The following is a 16,866-nucleotide window of genomic DNA, read 5'->3' as shown; positions in this document are numbered from 1 at the left end:
GAACCGACGAAGCGCGGCAGCCGCGCTGGGCGACTTCCGCTTGACTGGTACGGGGGTGTTCACACTGCCGGGGCTATTTTAGCTTGTTCAACAGATCGAGCATCTCGTCGGGAACCGATTCACCGGCCGCATCCTGATACACGGCACGCAACGCGTTCCCCAGGCTGGACGTATCTTTCTTGTCCGGTTGCGTCGTCGCCGCAGACTTTGCGGTCGACCGCCGAGCCGAATTTTCGCCATCCTTCACGAAGCTGTGCCTTCCCCCGACGCCCGGACATGTGCCGGCACGAATACCAACTGCCGACCGGCATCAAGACGGACTTGATTCAGCATGTCGGGCGGACAGGAAACAAAAGACGTGCTCGTTGGTTCCATGCCACGACGCGAACTCGGGGGAGGCGTCTTTCCCGCGCCGTATCGTTTCAGAACGCAGTGCATGAACCGGCTTCCCCGCCGGATCGTGACGAAGGAGACCTATCTGACCATGTCGCTCGGACAGCAGCTTGCGCCGCATCTTCCCTTCCTCCGGCGCTATGGCCGAGCACTCACAGGGAGCCAGAGCGAGGGCGACCAGTATGTCCGCGCGACGCTGGAGGCGATCGTCGCGGCACCGGAAGAATTTCCGCGTGACGTCGATCCGCGCCTGGGCCTGTATCGCACGTTCCAGGCGATCTGGGCGTCGTCGCAGCCCGAGGCGTTCGGTGCGGCCAGCGCCTCGGGGACCGAGATCGAGGCGATCGCGCAAGCACGGCTTTCGCGGATCGCCCCGCTGTCGCGGCAGGCATTGCTGCTGACGGCGATGGAAGGTTTCACGACCGAAGACGCCGCCTATCTGATCGAAGCTACGCCGGAAGAAGTCGAGGAGCTGGTCGCCGAGGCACTACGCGAGATCGAACAGCAGACGCGATCGCGGGTGATGATCATCGAGGACGAGCCGTTGATCGCGATGGACCTCGAACAGATCGTTCGCGATCTGGGCCATGAAGTCACCGGTGTCGCGGTTACCCGTGACGAGGCGGTCGCACTCGCGATGCAGGACCGGCCGGGCCTCGTCCTCGCCGATATCCAGCTGGCCGACGACAGCTCGGGCATCGATGCGGTCAAGGATATCCTGTCCGAATTCAACGTCCCCGTAATTTTCATCACCGCATTCCCGGAGCGTCTGCTTACCGGCGAGCGTCCCGAACCGACCTTCCTGATCACCAAGCCGTTCCAGCGGTCGACGGTGAAGGCGGCGATCAGCCAAGCACTGTTCTTCGATGAAGCGACCGTCCCGGAAGCGGCGGAATAACGGTACGGACCCAAAACGTTTTTCGGGGATTGATAGGCCATGGCAGACGATCAAGAACGCATCCATGTCAGCGCAACCGACGCGCGGGCCGGTTCGACGCCCGGCGTCACCCGCTACGTTTTGGGCGTATCGCTGGTCGCGGTGATCGCGGTCATGGCGTATATCCTGCTGGCCTGACGCCATACTCGGTCCGGGGCGAAACGGTTCGTCCCGGTTCCGCTGGCAATCGTCTCACGCGCTTCCTATGTTCGGCTTCGCCCGACATCGGGTCGACTGCGTATCGAACGGATAAGAATGACTGAATCCGACATCACCGAGGACGCGGCAGGCGAGGTGCAGGAGCACGTCGCGCTTTCCGATCCCGAGTTCAAGAAGCAGCTGGCACAGGTGATCCCGCATCTGCGCGCGTTCGGCCGTTCGCTCTCGGGCAGCCGCGATCTGGCGGATGATCTGGTCCAGGAAACGCTGCTGAAGGCGTGGGCGGCACGGCAACGGTTCCAGGCCGGCACCAACATGCGGGCATGGACCTTCATCATTCTGCGCAACCTGTATCTGTCGCAGATGCGCCGGGCGCGGTTCAAGGGCGAGTGGGACGATTTGGTCGCGGATCGCATTCTTGCCGCACCGGCCAGTCAGGATCGCCACGTCGAACTGGCGGATATGCAGCGGGCATTGCTGCACCTGCCGCAGCCGCAGCGCGAAGCGCTGATTCTGGTCGGTGCTGGCGGCTTTGCCTACGAAGAGGCTGCCGAAATCTGCAATGTGGCGGTGGGTACGATCAAGAGTCGGGTGGCGCGCGGTCGCGTCGCACTCGAAGCCTTGATGACCGAAGGCAAGCTGCCATCGCGCGCCGAACAGCCGGACAATGGTGGTCAGACGGTGCTGGATACGATCATGGGCGAGGTCGATGATTTGAGCCGTGATCGTTGACCCGCTGATTGCCGGGTAATCCAATGACGGCGCTATGGCCGCTTCGAAGGCCGGTACCCGTCGCGCGGTCTCGACCCGATACGATTAGTCGGCATTGACCGAGCTCGAAGCTTCGCCGTGCCGGCCAGTAACATCGTTCAGCGATCCGTTTCATCCAGACGCCGGAGGCACTCGACCAATGGTCTCGGCAGTCGGCTATCGCGGTCGAACACCTGCCGCAACGCGCGCCCGACACCATCGGTCGGCAACGGACTGCGCACGACCGTTCCGCGATCGGACGGTACAGCGCCAAGGGTCGGTTGTGTTGCCATGAAGTTTCCAACGTGTGCATTCGCGTTTCGTTTCAATAGGTGAGGCGATAGGATGGGTATGTTTTCCGTTCTTGGAGCCCGATCCAGCGATGCACCTGCCACCCGAACTGATCGATCGCGTCCGTCACGGCTCCCCGTTCCTGTCGGTCCTGATCGATCGCGAGGCAGCGTTTGTCGACCGGTTGCTGGGGTTCGACGTCGATGCGCTGGCGGCGGTCGCTGCCGATCCCGATCTCCCGCTGGCACAACGCTTGCGCATCGAACGGCGGCGGACCGCGCTGCTGGTCGCGCTCGGCGACCTGTCGGGTGCGTATGATTTGCGACGCGTGACGCGGACGTTAAGCGACTTTGCCGATAGCGCGTTGCACCGGGCGATCGTGGCGGCGATCGGGGAACGGACCCCGGGAGCCGAGCCGGTCGGGTTCGCCGCGATCGGGCTGGGCAAACAGGGCAGCCATGAGCTGAACTATTCGTCCGATATCGACCCGATCCTGCTCTACGACCCAGCGATATTGCCGCGGCGCGAGCGCGACGATCCGGTCGAAGCGGCGGTGCGGATCGGCAAGCGCGTCGTCGAGCTGCTCCAAGCGCGCGACGGCGACGGTTATGTCCTGCGCGTCGATCTACGGCTGCGCCCCTCGCCCGAAGCGACGCCGATCGCGCTGCCGGTCGATGCGGCGGTCTCCTATTACGAATCGGCGGCGCTGCCATGGGAGCGGGCGGCGTTCATCCGCGCGCGGGCGATGGCGGGCGATACCGCGCTCGGCAATCGCTTCCTCGACGCGATCCGGCCGTTCGTCTGGCGGCGCGCGCTCGATTACGGCGCGATCGGCGAGATCCGCGACATCACGCGCCGGATCCGCGATCATTATGCGCAGGGGCAGGCGTTCGGACCCGGTTATGACCTGAAGCGCGGGCGCGGCGGTATCCGGGAGGCGGAATTTTTCGCGCAGGTGCATCAACTGGTGCATGGCGGGCGCGATCCGGCACTGCGGGCACCGGCGACGCTCGACGCCTTGGCCGCGCTGGCGGCGGGCGGGCGGATTTCCGCGGACGAGGCGCGGGTGATGGCCGATGGCTATACGCTGTTCCGCACGATCGAACACCGGTTGCAGATGGTCGACGATCGACAGACCCACAGCCTGCCCGATCAGATCGACGCCCTCGACCGGGTCGCACGGCTGCATGGGGTCGCTGACGGGCAGGCGTTGCTCGACCTGATGGCACCGCACGTCGCAGCAGTCGGTGCTGTCTACGACCAGCTCGACGGCGCATCCACTCCCGGCTTGCCGGTCGACTCCCAGTCCCTTGCCGACCGGCTCGAAACGCTCGGCTTCGCATCGGGCGAGCAGGTGGCGCGGCGGATCGCCGACTGGCGCAGCGGGGCCTATCCGGCGTTGCGCAGTCCGGCGGCACGCGCGGCGCTGGAGGACGGCTTGCCGGGCCTGATCGCCGGGCTGGCGACCGCAGCGGATCCCCACGCGGCGTTGCTTCGGCTAGACGCGATGCTGGCGCGCCTGCCGAGTGCGATCAACCTGTTCCGCCTGCTCGAAGCGCAGCCCGCCCTCGCGCGGTTGCTCAGTACGATCCTGTGCCATGCACCGACATTGGCCGAGGCACTGGCGCGGCGGGCGACACTGCTCGACGGGCTGATCGATGCCCGCGCACTCGAACCGGTCGGATCGGTTGCCGAACTGGCCGCCGAAATGACGGTGCGGCGGGCGGAGGGATATGAACGGCTGCTCGATCACGTTCGCGATGTCGTCAATGAAAAGCGGTTCATGCTGGGGGTGCAGGTGGTGGCCGGGACCGGCGATCCGCTCGCGGTGGCAGACGGATATGCGCGGGTGGCGGAGGCGGCGGTACAGGTGCTGGCGACGGCGACGGTCGACGAATTCGCGCAGCGACACGGCCGGGTGCCCGACAGCGAATTGATCGTGCTGGCGCTGGGGCGGCTGGGCGGCGGGGCGCTGACCCATGCCTCCGACCTCGATCTGGTCTATTGTTTCACCGGCGATTTCTCGGCGGAATCGGATGGTCCGAAGCCATTGGGGGCGGTGCTCTATTACAACCGGCTGGCGCAGCGTCTGACCGGTGCCCTGTCGGTACAGACCGCCTCGGGACCGCTGTACGACGTCGATACGCGGTTGCGGCCATCGGGCGCGCAAGGCCCCCTCGTCGTGTCGCTCGCCGGCTTCGAACGCTATCAGCGGGAGGATGCGTGGACGTGGGAGCATATGGCGCTCGCCCGCGCGCGACCGATTATGGGATCGTCCGAGGGACGTGCGGCGGCGGCAGCGATCATCGCCCGCGTGCTGGCGGGCGACCGGCCCGATCGTGACGTCGCGGCGGCAGCGGTGGCGATGCGCGCCGACATGGCCCGGCACAAACCGCCCGCCGGCCCGCTCGATGCCAAGCTGTCGCCCGGCGGTCTGGTCGATCTGGAGTTCGCGGTGCATGTCACCCAGCTGCTGAGCGGGAAGGGGCTGTCGCCGCGTCTCGGCGAAGCGATCGATGCACTGGTCGCGATCGGGCGGTTGCCGGCCGGGCTGCGCGACGCCCATGATTTCCTCACCCGCCTGATCGTCACCATGCGGCTGGTCGCGCCGGATGCGCAGGTCCCGCCGGAAACGACGCAGCCGATTTTGGCGGCCGCACTGGGCTGCAGCGACTGGCCCGCACTGCTTGTCAGACTCGATGCCGCACGGCAGGTGGTCCATGAAACCTGGCAGGAGATTGTGAATGGCACTGGCGATCGGTGATACGCTGCCCGACGGCAAATTGACGCTGGCGGATGGGACGCCGCTGTCGTTGCGGGAACGGCTAAGGCGTCCGCTGGTCGTGTATTTCTACCCGAAAGCGGACACGACCGGCTGTACGCGCGAAGCGCAGGATTTCTCGGCACTTGCCGACGATTTCGAACAGGCCGGGGCAGATGTCGTTGCCATTTCGCGCGATACGCCGGCCAAGCTCGCACGGTTCGCCGAAAAACATGGCCTGACCGTAACCCTCGCAAGCGACGAGGATGGCAGCGTGTGCGAAGCGTTCGGGGTATGGGGTGAAAAGCAGATGTACGGCCGAACCTACATGGGCATCGAGCGGGCGACATTCCTGTTCGACGCGAACGGCCGGCTGATCCGCGAATGGCGCAAGGTAAAGGTCGCCGGCCACGCCGCGGACGTCCTTTCCGCCGTTCAATCGTAAGCCCGACGAATCGATTGCATCGGCACCGGACGCACCGTTCGGCATGAACGCGGCTGGTTCGATCACATGGTTAAACGGCTGGCCGCGCCAGTACGACGCTTTACCGCGCGGTTCGGGCCGGACGCTTGCGCAAGGGCACCGCTATCCGGCACCTCCTCATTCCGTCGACGTGCGGTGGGGCAAAACCGTCGGGACATGGGAGTTCATCGTTCGTGTCGGCTTTTCCGACATGCGCACATTGTTCGGATAGCGGGACATAATGTCGATTACTTCGGTATTGAAAAATAACGACGCTCCGTTCGCAGGGTTCCGTTCCATCTTCCGTACGCGGCAATTTCTGGTCCATGACGGTGGCCAGCTTCGTCGCCACACGATCACCGGTCGTAACCAGATCGCGGCCGCCGGCCTTGCCGCTGTCACGATCGCCTTCTCGGCCTTCGGCATGAGCCAGGCGGCGACCGGCGCGGTGGCGACGTCGGACGAAAAGGTCGTGTCGATGCAGCAGCAGGTCGACGCGATGCGCGCCGACGTCGCCCGCCTTCATGCCGATGCCCGCGCCCACGCCGCCCGGCTCGACAAGCGGCAGGCGGCACTGGCCGCGGTTCTGACCGGTGACGAGGATGCCGACACGCTGGCGATGGCCGCGCTCGATCAGGCACCCGCCACCGGCGTGAACTTCGTCACCCGCCCGTTCGAACGCGTCGCCCGCCAGCAAGCGACGATGGCGACGCACGCCAAGGCGATCGCCGACGCGCGCTATTCCGATGCGACCCGGACCCTTCGCAAGCTGGGCTTGAACCCGCGCCGGGTACTGCCGGCGATGGGCGGCCCGTATGAGCCGGTCGATGCCGCCACCGCCGCCGCAGCGACCGCCGCCTCCGCCACCGCCGATGCACAGGCCGATGCCCAGTTTCGCGCCTTGTTCCTCAGCTGGAAGAAGCTGGATACGCTGGAACAGGCGGCGATCTCGATCCCGTCCTATCAGCCGGTCGAGCGGCTGTCCTTCACCAGCAATTTCGGCGTCCGTTCCGACCCGTTCCGTGGCACCGCCGCGATGCATGCCGGGGTCGATATCCCCGGCCCGATCGGCACCCCCGTCTATGCCACCGCCGACGGCATCATCGCCCGCGCCGAACGCGCCGGCGGCTATGGCAATCTGATCGAAGTGAACCATGGCAAGGGCATCGCCACCCGCTATGGCCATTTGTCGAAGATCATCGTCCATGACAGCCAGCGCGTCCGGCGCGGCCAGTTGATCGGCCTGATGGGGTCGACCGGCCGTTCGACCGGCAGCCACCTGCATTACGAAGTCCGTATCGACGGTTCGGCGGTCAATCCGGCCCCCTATCTGCAGGCGGGCGAACTGGCGATGGCGGCGGACCGTGCGCAGCGTCAGCGCGTGGCGATGGGTGGCCCGGTCGCCGACTGACCCGTTGCCGATTGATCGCGGTGGGCTTATCTCAACGCGATGACGACCAGCACCGATATTTCCCTGTCCGCCTCTGCCGCCCATCGTATCGCGGCGATCGCGGCCAAGCAGGCCAAGCCCGCCATCCTCCGTCTCTCGGTCGAAGGGGGCGGCTGTTCGGGCTTTCAGTATCGCTTCGGACTGGCCGATACGGTCGACGCCGATGACAGCGTCGCGCAAACCGATGGCGTGACGCTGGTGGTCGATTCGGTCAGCCTCGATCTGGTGCGCGGCAGCGAGGTCGATTTCGTCGAATCGCTGGGTGGCGCGGCGTTCCGGGTGACCAATCCGCAAGCAGCATCGGGCTGCGGTTGCGGCACCAGCTTCGCGGTCTGACGTGCGGATCGTCAGCTACAACGTCAACGGTATCAAGGCGCGCCTGCCCCGGTTGCTCGAATATCTGGACGAGGAACAGCCCGATATCGTCTGTCTTCAGGAACTGAAGTCGAGCGACGAGACCTTTCCCGAAGCCGATATCCGCGCCGCCGGCTATGGCGCGCTGTGGCACGGGCAAAAAGGGTTCAATGGCGTCGCCATTCTCGCGCGCGGCACCGATCCGGTCGAGCGACAGCGCGGCCTGTCCGGCGAGCCGGAGGACGACCATAGCCGATATCTCGAAGCCGAGGTCGATGGTCTGATCGTCGCCTCGATCTATCTGCCCAACGGCAATCCCCAACCGGGTCCGAAATTCGACTATAAGCTGCGCTGGATCGATCGTCTGCGCGATCGGGCGGCGGCATTGCTGGCCGAGGAGCGCGGCGTGGTGCTGGCGGGCGACTATAACGTCATTGCCAATGACGACGATACCTTCTCGGTCCGGGCGATGCAGAGCGACGCGCTGATGCAGCCGGAGTCGCGGGCGGGTTACCGGGCGTTGCTGGCGCAGGGGTGGACCGACTCGCTGCGCACGCGGTTTCCCAAGGGGGGCGTGTGGACCTTCTGGGACTATCAGGCCGGATCGTGGCAGCGCGACGCGGGCTTTCGCATCGATCATCTATTGCTCAGCCCGATCGCTGCCGACCGCATGGTCGATGCCGGCGTCGACAAGGCGTATCGTGGCCGCGAAAAGGCCAGCGACCATGCGCCGACCTGGGTGCGGCTGCGTTGATGATCCGTGCGGGCGCGCTGGTCGTGGCGGCGTATCTTGCGATCGGCAGTGCGTCGGCGCGCGATTATTGCCCGACCAGGCCCAGCCTCGGCCAATCGGCCTGCGTGCTCGATCCCGGTCGGGTCGCGGTCGAAACCGCGCTGTCGGATTGGGAGCGTAGCGACGACACCGACACCGTGTTGTTCGGCGATACCCTGTTGCGGCTCGGGCTGACCGACCGGGTCGAGGCGCAGCTGAACTGGACGTCGATCGGCATCGAGCGCGACCGAACCAGCGGCAGCCGAACGACGCGAAGTGGTGATGTAGAAATCGGTGCGCGGATCGCGTTGCGCAATCCGGATGGCAAGGGCCTGTCCTATGGCTTGCAACCTTCGATCACCGTGCCGGTCGGTCGCGCGCCGATCGGGCAGAGTGGCTGGGGCGCGGCCATGGTGGCCCCGATTTCCTATGACCTCAGCAAGACGCTCAACCTGCAATTCTCACCCGAACTGGCGTGGACGCCGCGGGAGGAGGCACCGGGTCATATGATCGCGGCGACGGCGACGATTGGTCTTGGCATCACGCTGTCCGATCGCTGCCAGCTGACTGCCGAGGGTCAATGGTCACACGATGACGAAACGACGGAGCATCGCTTCGCGCTGGCGATTGCGTGGCAGGTGTCGCCCAACTTCGCGATCGACACTGGCGGGGTTGCCGGACTGGACGACGATACGCCCGGACTGCGCATCTATAGCGGGATATCGCGCCGGTTCTGAACTGTGCCGATCGATCCGGGGGATACCATCCCAACCGATGGTAAAAATTCCTGCGTTTTGGTGGCGAATACCACATCTACAATTGTAGTCGTTAGATAAGTATCTGTAAAACAACGCTTATCAAAACTGGCACGGTCGCTGCAAAGTAACTGGCATGTCCGGCAACACACCGGATCGCACAGGGAGACAGCATCATGACCGCCATTCGCTTCGCCACTTCGATCGTCCTCGGCCTCGCCGCCAGCACCTCGGCCTATGCCGCCCAACCGGAAGCTGCGCCCACCGCCGTGCCGAGCCCGGTCGTTACCAGCGCCGCCGTATCGGTCCTGCCGCTGACGGTCACGCTGGCCGCCGGTCCTGCTGCGGTCGGGTACAAGGCCGCACCGAATGCGCGTTATTGCTTCCGCACCGAACGCGTCGGTTCGCGTATCGCGCCGCGCATCTGCAAGACCCGCAAGGACTGGACCGCGATGGGTGTCGACCTCGACGCCGCGCTGGCCGGCCGCTGATCGTACCGAACGGGAGGGAAGACCATGATGATCGCAACGCTGCTCACCGCACTGTTCGCCGCCACCGCACCGGTCGTCGAACCGGCAACGCAAGCCACCACGCCGGTCGCCGCCGCGCCACGCGCCAAGCGTTACTGCATTATCGACCGCCGCGAGGGGTCGCTGCAAAAGGGCAAGATCTGCCGGACGCGTGACGAATGGCGCGCCCGCGGCTTCGACCCCGTCCTGGTACTGACACGCGGATGATCGATGACGATTGCCGCCGGGGTGGGTCGCCCGGCGGCTGTCATCGTCAAAGGGTGCGTTCGTACATCTGATAGACGCGGTTGATCTTGCTATCGATGGTCGTGGCGATCGCGTTCATGCCCTGATTGTCGTCGAGCACCCAGCCGATCTCGCCACGGGTCGCGCCGAACTTGGCCACCGCATCGCGGCGGATATATTCGATCATCATGAAGGCCAGCTGGCTCGCCATACGCGACGCCTGCAACCGCTTGACCACCCCCATCAACGGCACGCGCATCGTCCGCGCCTTGGGCGCGCGCAGCCACAGCAGCAGTTTCAGCCAGTTGAACGGCAGCAGCGATCCGCCCATGGGTTTGAGCGGTTCGTTCATGTCGGGCAGGGTAATCATGAACGCGACCGGTTCGCCGTCCAGCTCGGCGATCCGGATCAAATCCTCGAACACCAACGGCTTCAGCTTCTTGCCGACATCGTCGACCTCCGGCTGGGTCAGCGGGACGAAGCCCCAATTGTCCGACCACGCATCGTTCAGTATCCGCAGGATGATCGTCGCCTCGTCGGCGAACTTCGCCTTATTGACGCGCCGGATGCGGATCCGGTCGTTCTTTTCCCCGGCAGCGACGATGCGCTGGACGATCGGCGGAAAATCTCCGGTGATGTCCAGCTCGTACGTTACCAGCTGCTTCACCGGCGCATACCCGGCATGCTCGATCCAGCCCTGATATTGCGGCAGGTGATGGCCCATCAGCACGGTCGGGCTGTGGTCATGCCCCTTGATCAGCAAGCCCGGCTCTTCCCAGATCGACAGCGCGCACGGACCGATCGCCCGGGTCATGCCCTTTTCCCGCAGCCACTGCTCGGCCTGCGCGATCAGAACCTTGGCCATCGCCTCGTCCTCGGCCTCGAACATCCCCCAAAAGCCGACACCGGGGCCGAAGCCCTTGTCCGTCGGCATGGTCAGCGCCAGCGTGTCGATATGCGCCGACACCCGCCCGACGACCCTGCCGTCGCGCTCGGCGACGAATAACTGTCCCTCGGCATGGCTGAACCAGCCGTTCTTTTTGGGATCGATCGTCGCCGCGACCTCGCTCTTCAGCGGCGGCACCCAATGCGGGTCGTTGGCATAAAGTCGATAGGGCAAGGCAATGAACGCCTTGCGATCGGCAGCGGTAACGACCGGACGGATGGTGATCGACATGGTTTCCCCCAAAACGCAGCGGGGCGGCAATGCGCCGCCCCGTGTCAAACTTCAAATGACAAATCGGTCATCCGCGATAGCGGGGGTGCCCCTTGGCGACACCACCCGACAATTCGGCAACCTTGGGATATTTCTTTGCGACATCCTCGGTATAGCCTAGGTTGAAGACCGTCGCGCTCTTTTCCGGACGCTCCGACCGTTCGTAGTGCGTCCCGAAAACCTTGTCCCAGAAGAAGTTGGTGATGCCGAAATTGCCGTGCTCGTCATGAAAGTGATGCGCCATGTGCTTGCGCTTCCATGCGATCAGCAGCTTGTTCTTCGGCTTGTAGGCCAGATGCTGGATGCAATGGCAGAATTCGTAGAAGCAGGTCGTTAGCAGACCGGTCGCCAGTGCCGCCATCGAACCGCCGAACCCGCCGATCAGATAGCCGATCGGCGCGGTCGCGATGGCGATCGCGGGCAGGGTCGTGTGCAGCGCACCGAACAGCACCTCGAGGTGATTTGGGTCCTGATGGTGGTCGTAATGGATCCGCTTCCACGTCGCGGCAAGCGGAGAGATCTTGAACATCCAGTTGGAATGCAGCACCCAGCGGTGCAGCACGTACCACACGAGCGGATAGGCGACGATCGCGACCCCGACCGATACCAGCGTCGGCACCAACGGCGCAGGCGACCAAACGAACAGACCGATCGCGACGAACGACAACGCGATATACGCGATGATCGCCGGATACTGAAAATACGCGCCGACAAGTTCCCTGAAGGTCATCTTGTCGAGATGGTGCGACTTCTTCCAGAAGCCCTGCTTCTCGGTGATCGCGTTCATCGGGCCAACTTCCTCAACTCATTCACCTACCGGGCGCAACCGCGCATCGTCCGCATCTGGGGATGATTTGCGGCCAAAGTACGACGATCCTGCGTCATTCCTCGGTTCGTATCAGCACCGCCTCGCCGATCAGGAAGAACAGCAGAAACGGTGCCCATGCCGCAAGGAACGGCGGATAGGCACCAAGGTTGCCCATCGCCAACGCAAAATTATCCGCCACGAAATAGGTAAAGCCAAGCGCCATGCCAATGACTGCGCGCACGAACAATTTTCCCGACCGCGCGACGCCGAACGCGGCGACCGCGGCGAGCAACGGCATCAGCACCGCCGACAATGGTCCTGACAGCTTGTGCCACAGCGCGCCTTCGAGCGCCTTGGTCGGGCGGCCGGCCTCGACCAGATCGTCGATCGCGCGCGATAACTGGGCGAAGGACAGGCCGTCGGGGTCGACATTCTGGAGCGTGAACTGGTCCGGGCGCACGCCACCGGCGATGCGCAACGTGCCCAGCCGTTCGCGGACTCCGGTCACGACGGTGAAGCGTTCGGCATTCTCGATCCGCCACGCACCGTTTTCGCGCCAGCCGCTGCTGGCGGTGACGAGTTCGCGCAGCGACGAGCCTTCGCGGTTATAGACGGTGATCCCGCGCAACCGGGTCTGTTCGCCGCGCCCGGCCACGCGGGCCACCTGGATCAGGTTATTGCCGTCGCGAACCCACACATTGGTGCGGTCGCCGCGATCGACCGGCATCGGTCCGTAATCGACATCGTCCCACACGGTCAGCGTCGCCGTCGCCCGCGCCACGACCCGTTCGTTGAACACGAACGACAGCGCGGCCACGCCGAAGCTGGCGAGGATCAGCGGGGCAAGGACCTGATGTGCCGACAGGCCAGCGGCCTTCAGGCTGATGATCTCGCTATTCTGGTTCAGCTGGGTCAGCGTCAGGATCGTACCGAGCAGCACCGAGAAGGGCAGGAACCGCGCGACGATCTGCGGCGCGCGCAGCGAGATGTAGCGGAGGATTTCGGCCTGGCCGTTACCCGGCTGGGCAAGGATCTTGCCGCTTTCGGACAACAGGTCGAGCGCCTGCAGCACCAGCACCAGCGCGAACAGGATCGCGAAGGTGCGGACGAGGAACAGCCGCGCCATGTAGATCGCGACCGTGGTCGAGGGAAAGATGGCGCGCATCAGGCGGCGGCCTTGCGCCGGCCGGGCAGATAGCGGCCGATGAACTTGCCGATCTTGGCGGCACCCCGTTCCAGACCGCCGATCGGTTCGCCGCCCGGCACGCGCGCGATCACCCAATACAGGCGGAACACCAGCGCCGCGAACAGCAGGAACGGCACCCACAGCGCGATGATCGGATCGATCCGACCCAGCCCGCCGACCGCTTCGCCATATTCGTTGATCTTGTGATAGGTCACGATCATCACGATCGACAGGAATACGCCCAGCGCCGACGACGACCGTTTCGGCGGCACGCCCAGCGCCAGCGCCAGCATCGGCAGCAGGAACATCGTCGCCACCTCCGCCAGCCGGAAGTGAAAATTCGCGCGCGCGGCGTCGCGATCCTCTTCGCTGACTTTCGGATTGTGGCCGGCAATGGCCAGCTGCGGCAGCGTCTGTTCGAGATCGCGCCCGCCGCGGGGACGGAAATTGCCGAACTTGGGCAGATTGATCGGCAGATCATGGGCGGTGAAGGTCAGCGTGCGGGGCACGCGGAAATCGGGGGCGTTGTGGATCAGTGTGCCGTTGGTCAGGCGAAAGATGATCGTATTGGGATCATCGGTGCGCAGGAACTGGCCCCGTTCGGCGGTGACGCCCAGCCACTGGCCGTTGGGACGGCTCGCCTGCACGAAGATGCCCCGCAGATCGGCCCCGGAGTCGCGGCTTTCCTCGATCCGCAGCGTCATCCGCTCGCCGAGCTTGGTGAATTCGCCGACCTTGATCGACGCACCGAGCGCGCCGGTACGCAGTTCGAAGCGCAACGCTTCGTAATTATAGCGCGCCAGCGGCTGGACATAGCCGACGATGGCGAGGTTCGCCGCCGCCAATATCGTGGCGTAGATGAACGGGACGCGGAGCAGCCGCCAATAGCTCATGCCCACGCCGAGCATCACGTCCAGTTCGGACGACGTGGCCAGTTTGCGAAAGGCGAGCAGGATGCCGAGCATCAACCCGATCGGGATGCCGAGCCCCAGATATTCGGGCAGCAGGTTCGCCAGCATCCGCCACACGACGCTGACCGGGCCGCCCTCCGCCGCGACGAAATCGAACAGCCGCAACATCCGGTCGAGGACGAGCAGCATCGCCGAAATCAGCAGCGTGGAGAATAGCGGCACCGCGATCAGCCGGGCCATGTAGCGATCGATCGATGGCATGGGCGAAGGCTATAGCGAAGGTGCGGAGGGAAGCTAGTCCTTAGCGATCCTCCCCGGCACGGGGAGGGGGACCGCCGCGCAGCGGTGGTGGAGGGGGCGGGCGGCGAACGCCAAGGTTGCGCGTGCCGCAAACCCCCTCCACCATCCTGCCGATGGTCCCCCTCCCCACGAGCGGGGAGGATTTAGAGAACGCCGACCGCCTTACCGGCCGCCTCGAACATGCCCAGAATCGTCTCGACCTGCTCGGCGCTATGTTCGGCGCAGAGCGAACAGCGCAGCAGGAACGTACCCGCCGGGGTCGCGGGCGGGCGGGCCATGTTGACGTACAGCCCGCCATCGAGCAGCGCCTGCCACATCGCGACCGCCTGTGTCTGATCTTCGAGGATCACGGCGATGATCGCCGATTGCGGTGTATCGGTGCCGAGCTTGAAACCGAGGTCCTTCAGCCCGCCATGCAGCCGCTTCGAATTACGCCACAGATGCGCGCGCTTGTCGCCGGCATGCATCAGCTTGCGGATCGACGTGGCGGCGGTCGCGACGACCGAGGGCGGCAGCGACGCGGTGAACACATAGGGGCGACATACCAGCCGCATCACGTCGAACTTGGGATGGTTCGACACGCAGAAACCGCCGACGGTACCGACCGATTTCGAGAAAGTGCCGACGACGAAATCGACGTCCTTCTCGACGCCCTGTTCCTCATACACGCCGCGGCCATTGGGACCGAAAAAGCCCATGCCATGGGCTTCATCGACCAGCACCATGCATCCGTGCTTCTTCGCGACCGCGACCATTTCGGGCAGCGGCGCGATATCGCCGAGCATGGAATACACGCCTTCCAGCACGACCAGCTTGCCCGGTTCCTTGGGCAGTCGACCCAGTCGCCGGTCGAGATCCTCGACCGAATTGTGGCGGAACCGCACGATTTCGGCATTACCGAGCGAACAGCCGTCATAGATCGACGCATGGCTGTCCGCGTCGAGGATGATATATTCGCCCTTGCCGGCCAGCGTCGAGATGATGCCCAGATTGGCCTGATAGCCGGTCGAAAAGACCATGGCGTGGTCGGTGCCATAGAATTCGCGCAGCGCCGCTTCGCAATCCTTGTGCGGGTCGTAGGTGCCGTTCAGCACCCGGCTGCCGGTGGTGCCCGATCCGAACTCGTCGAACGCCTTCTTGCCCGCCGCGATCACGTCGGGGTCGAAGGTCATGCCCATGTAATTATAGGTGCCGAGCAGGATCGTGTCCTTGCCGCGGATCACCGCCTGGGTCGGCGACGTCACCTTGTCCATCACGATCGCGAACGGATCGCGCACCCCGGTGGCGAGCAGCGCCTCGCGTTCGGCGATCAGCGGATCGAACTTGCTCATCAGGTCGCGTTCGGGTGCCACGGTTTCGGGCGACTCGGGCGGGGCGTGGGCGGTGGCGGCGGCTTCGGTCATCGGTTCGGTCTTTCGGGGCCGGGCGGGGTGATCAGGCGGTCTTGAGCTTTTCGACGGCATCGGCCAGCTGGCCGACGGTTTCGATATCGGCCTGCATGTTCATCGTGATGACGATGTCGAATTCGTCCTCCACCGCCGCAACGAAGTCCATCACGGTCAGGCTGTCCCATTCGAGATCGCCGGCAAAGGTCGTCGCCTCGGTCAGCGCGACCCCCTTCTTGTTGAACGGGTCGATCAGGCCGGTGATGGTGGCGAGGGTGGCGGCACGGTCGCTCATGCGGGTCTTTCCAAAATGCGGGTTTGGCCGGGGCTATAGCAGACCGTGCGCGCGATACCATGCCGCGGTGTCGGCAAGCCCGCGGGCCGTCGCGATGCGCGGTTCCCACAGGGAGGCGGGGGGACGCCGAGCAGGGTCGGCGGTCCAGTCGGGATGGACCAGATAGCGCGCCCGATCCTCGGTCAGCTTGGCCGCCGTCCCGCGCAAGGTCTGGTCGAGCCGGGCACCCAGCCGCAACAGCCCCGCCGGCAGATGCATCGGCAGCACCCGTTGGCCGACGGCGTCGCCGATCATCCGGGCAAGCTCGGCATGGCTCATCGGGTTGCCGTCATCGACCTCTAGGATCGCGCGCGGACCATCGCTGTCGGCCAGTGCCAGCAGCAGCCGCGCAAGGTCGTCGACCGCGACCAGTGCGACCCGCCCCGGCGGCGGCAGCAGCGCCAGCCCCTTCTGCGCCATGCGGAACATGTCCCGCATGTCCATGTCGCCCGGCCCGTACACCCCGGTCGGCCGCACGATCGTCCAGTCGCGATCGCTGGCCGCGATCAGGTCCTCGCCCGCCCGTTTCGATGCGCCATAGGTGGAAAGCTGCGGTTCGCGGGCCGACAGCGAGGAGACGTGGACGAACCGTTGGACATTGCCCGCCTGCGCCGCGTCGAGCATCGCCCGCGTGCCCGCGACATTGCCGGCGGTGAAGCCGGCCACGTCGGGTGCGCTTACCACGCCGGCGACATGGACGACGACATCGGCCTGCGCGACCAGTTCGGTCAGGCTGGCGGGCTTGTCGAGCGCTCCGCGTACCCAGCTGACGTTCGGCTCGGCAGGCTGGGCCCGGCGGGTCAGTGCGCGGACGTGCCAGCCCTGGCCGATGGCCTGCGCGATCACGCGACGCCCGACGAAACCGGTCCCGCCGGTCAGCGCCATC

At 65.2% G+C, this 16,866-nt stretch carries 19 protein-coding genes; 11 read left to right on the top strand and 8 right to left on the bottom strand.

Features of this window, described 5'->3' with window-relative positions:
- Positions 1-73: 73 nt before the first annotated feature.
- Positions 74-247, bottom strand: a complete 174-nt coding sequence (locus ASE50_RS19050) for a NepR family anti-sigma factor (RefSeq protein ID WP_162235990.1) — start codon at positions 245-247, stop codon at positions 74-76.
- A 237-nt stretch (positions 248-484) separates the two neighbouring features.
- Here ASE50_RS19050 and ASE50_RS13340 point away from each other — a divergent pair, with 237 nt between their 5' ends.
- From ASE50_RS13340 to ASE50_RS13290, 11 genes are all read left to right on the top strand, one after another.
- A complete protein-coding gene (locus tag ASE50_RS13340; RefSeq protein ID WP_056401471.1) occupies positions 485-1,291 on the top strand; it encodes a response regulator in 807 nt (268 codons plus the stop codon).
- 39 nt (positions 1,292-1,330) lie between these two features.
- Complete coding sequence (locus tag ASE50_RS19275; protein WP_055999989.1) at positions 1,331-1,468, top strand: hypothetical protein; 138 nt, start codon at positions 1,331-1,333, stop codon at positions 1,466-1,468.
- Positions 1,469-1,585: 117 nt separating this feature from the next.
- Positions 1,586-2,221, top strand: a complete 636-nt coding sequence (locus ASE50_RS13330) for a sigma-70 family RNA polymerase sigma factor (RefSeq protein ID WP_056401277.1) — start codon at positions 1,586-1,588, stop codon at positions 2,219-2,221.
- A 400-nt stretch (positions 2,222-2,621) separates the two neighbouring features.
- A complete protein-coding gene (locus tag ASE50_RS13325; RefSeq protein ID WP_056401276.1) occupies positions 2,622-5,294 on the top strand; it encodes a bifunctional [glutamine synthetase] adenylyltransferase/[glutamine synthetase]-adenylyl-L-tyrosine phosphorylase in 2,673 nt (890 codons plus the stop codon).
- The gene (locus ASE50_RS13320; protein WP_056401273.1) at positions 5,275-5,736 is read left to right on the top strand and encodes a peroxiredoxin; all 462 of its coding nucleotides are present in this window, start codon (positions 5,275-5,277) and stop codon (positions 5,734-5,736) included. The genes ASE50_RS13325 and ASE50_RS13320 overlap by 20 nt, the downstream gene beginning before the upstream one ends.
- A 259-nt stretch (positions 5,737-5,995) precedes the next feature.
- Positions 5,996-7,165, top strand: a complete 1,170-nt coding sequence (locus ASE50_RS13315; RefSeq protein ID WP_056401270.1) for a M23 family metallopeptidase — start codon at positions 5,996-5,998, stop codon at positions 7,163-7,165.
- A gap of 39 nt (positions 7,166-7,204) precedes the next feature.
- The gene (locus tag ASE50_RS13310) at positions 7,205-7,540 is read left to right on the top strand and encodes a HesB/IscA family protein (protein WP_056401268.1); all 336 of its coding nucleotides are present in this window, start codon (positions 7,205-7,207) and stop codon (positions 7,538-7,540) included.
- Position 7,541: 1 nt separating this feature from the next.
- Positions 7,542-8,312, top strand: a complete 771-nt coding sequence (gene xth, locus ASE50_RS13305; protein WP_056401265.1) for an exodeoxyribonuclease III — start codon at positions 7,542-7,544, stop codon at positions 8,310-8,312.
- Positions 8,312-9,067 carry a transporter gene (locus ASE50_RS13300; protein ID WP_056401263.1) on the top strand — a complete coding sequence of 252 codons (756 nt, stop codon included), beginning with the start codon at positions 8,312-8,314 and terminating at the stop codon, positions 9,065-9,067. The genes xth and ASE50_RS13300 overlap by 1 nt, the downstream gene beginning before the upstream one ends.
- A gap of 194 nt (positions 9,068-9,261) precedes the next feature.
- A complete protein-coding gene (locus ASE50_RS13295; RefSeq protein WP_056401260.1) occupies positions 9,262-9,576 on the top strand; it encodes a hypothetical protein in 315 nt (104 codons plus the stop codon).
- Positions 9,577-9,600: 24 nt separating this feature from the next.
- The gene (locus ASE50_RS13290; protein ID WP_056401257.1) at positions 9,601-9,822 is read left to right on the top strand and encodes a hypothetical protein; all 222 of its coding nucleotides are present in this window, start codon (positions 9,601-9,603) and stop codon (positions 9,820-9,822) included.
- 46 nt (positions 9,823-9,868) lie between these two features.
- Here the strand turns inward: ASE50_RS13290 and ASE50_RS13285 are convergent, their stop codons facing one another.
- From ASE50_RS13285 to ASE50_RS13255, 7 genes are all read right to left on the bottom strand, one after another.
- The gene (locus ASE50_RS13285; RefSeq protein WP_056401254.1) at positions 9,869-11,017 is read right to left on the bottom strand and encodes a hypothetical protein; all 1,149 of its coding nucleotides are present in this window, start codon (positions 11,015-11,017) and stop codon (positions 9,869-9,871) included.
- Between the two features lie 67 nt (positions 11,018-11,084).
- Complete coding sequence (locus tag ASE50_RS13280) at positions 11,085-11,843, bottom strand: sterol desaturase family protein (RefSeq protein WP_056401253.1); 759 nt, start codon at positions 11,841-11,843, stop codon at positions 11,085-11,087.
- A 94-nt stretch (positions 11,844-11,937) separates the two neighbouring features.
- Entirely contained in the window at positions 11,938-13,029 is a 1,092-nt protein-coding gene (lptG, locus tag ASE50_RS13275; protein ID WP_056401250.1) for an LPS export ABC transporter permease LptG, read from the bottom strand.
- Positions 13,029-14,222, bottom strand: coding sequence for an LPS export ABC transporter permease LptF (lptF, locus tag ASE50_RS13270; protein ID WP_200909548.1), 1,194 nt, complete (start codon positions 14,220-14,222; stop codon positions 13,029-13,031). Before lptF ends, lptG begins: the two co-directional genes overlap by 1 nt.
- 182 nt (positions 14,223-14,404) lie before the next feature.
- Positions 14,405-15,664, bottom strand: a complete 1,260-nt coding sequence (gene spt, locus ASE50_RS13265) for a serine palmitoyltransferase (RefSeq protein ID WP_082439010.1) — start codon at positions 15,662-15,664, stop codon at positions 14,405-14,407.
- A 31-nt stretch (positions 15,665-15,695) separates the two neighbouring features.
- On the bottom strand, positions 15,696-15,941 hold the full coding sequence (locus tag ASE50_RS13260; protein WP_056401247.1) for an acyl carrier protein: 246 nt from the start codon (positions 15,939-15,941) through the stop codon (positions 15,696-15,698).
- 33 nt (positions 15,942-15,974) lie between these two features.
- Entirely contained in the window at positions 15,975-16,865 is an 891-nt protein-coding gene (locus ASE50_RS13255; protein WP_056401462.1) for an SDR family oxidoreductase, read from the bottom strand.
- Position 16,866 lies beyond the last annotated feature (1 nt).

The sequence above is a fragment of the Sphingomonas sp. Leaf5 genome (assembly GCF_001421155.1).
Classification (GTDB): Bacteria; Pseudomonadota; Alphaproteobacteria; order Sphingomonadales; family Sphingomonadaceae; genus Sphingomonas.
The sequence above is the reverse complement of the archived record's forward strand: the minus strand, read 5'-3'. Positions and strand labels throughout refer to the sequence as shown.

Excerpts from the sequence above, each read along its gene's own strand:
- ASE50_RS13340 (WP_056401471.1), top strand. The coding sequence starts at position 485 with ATGTCGCTCGGACAGCAGCTTGCGCCGCATCTTCCCTTCCTCCGGCGC.
- ASE50_RS19275 (WP_055999989.1), top strand. The coding sequence starts at position 1,331 with ATGGCAGACGATCAAGAACGCATCCATGTCAGCGCAACCGACGCGCGG.
- ASE50_RS13330 (WP_056401277.1), top strand. The coding sequence starts at position 1,586 with ATGACTGAATCCGACATCACCGAGGACGCGGCAGGCGAGGTGCAGGAG.
- ASE50_RS13325 (WP_056401276.1), top strand. The coding sequence starts at position 2,622 with ATGCACCTGCCACCCGAACTGATCGATCGCGTCCGTCACGGCTCCCCG.
- ASE50_RS13320 (WP_056401273.1), top strand. The coding sequence starts at position 5,275 with ATGGCACTGGCGATCGGTGATACGCTGCCCGACGGCAAATTGACGCTG.
- ASE50_RS13315 (WP_056401270.1), top strand. The coding sequence starts at position 5,996 with ATGTCGATTACTTCGGTATTGAAAAATAACGACGCTCCGTTCGCAGGG.
- ASE50_RS13310 (WP_056401268.1), top strand. The coding sequence starts at position 7,205 with ATGACGACCAGCACCGATATTTCCCTGTCCGCCTCTGCCGCCCATCGT.
- ASE50_RS13300 (WP_056401263.1), top strand. The coding sequence starts at position 8,312 with ATGATCCGTGCGGGCGCGCTGGTCGTGGCGGCGTATCTTGCGATCGGC.
- ASE50_RS13295 (WP_056401260.1), top strand. The coding sequence starts at position 9,262 with ATGACCGCCATTCGCTTCGCCACTTCGATCGTCCTCGGCCTCGCCGCC.
- ASE50_RS13290 (WP_056401257.1), top strand. The coding sequence starts at position 9,601 with ATGATGATCGCAACGCTGCTCACCGCACTGTTCGCCGCCACCGCACCG.
- ASE50_RS13285 (WP_056401254.1), bottom strand. The coding sequence starts at position 11,017 with ATGTCGATCACCATCCGTCCGGTCGTTACCGCTGCCGATCGCAAGGCG.
- ASE50_RS13280 (WP_056401253.1), bottom strand. The coding sequence starts at position 11,843 with ATGAACGCGATCACCGAGAAGCAGGGCTTCTGGAAGAAGTCGCACCAT.
- lptG (WP_056401250.1), bottom strand. The coding sequence starts at position 13,029 with ATGCGCGCCATCTTTCCCTCGACCACGGTCGCGATCTACATGGCGCGG.
- lptF (WP_200909548.1), bottom strand. The coding sequence starts at position 14,222 with ATGCCATCGATCGATCGCTACATGGCCCGGCTGATCGCGGTGCCGCTA.
- spt (WP_082439010.1), bottom strand. The coding sequence starts at position 15,664 with ATGACCGAAGCCGCCGCCACCGCCCACGCCCCGCCCGAGTCGCCCGAA.
- ASE50_RS13260 (WP_056401247.1), bottom strand. The coding sequence starts at position 15,941 with ATGAGCGACCGTGCCGCCACCCTCGCCACCATCACCGGCCTGATCGAC.
- ASE50_RS13255 (WP_056401462.1), bottom strand. The coding sequence starts at position 16,865 with ATGGCGCTGACCGGCGGGACCGGTTTCGTCGGGCGTCGCGTGATCGCG.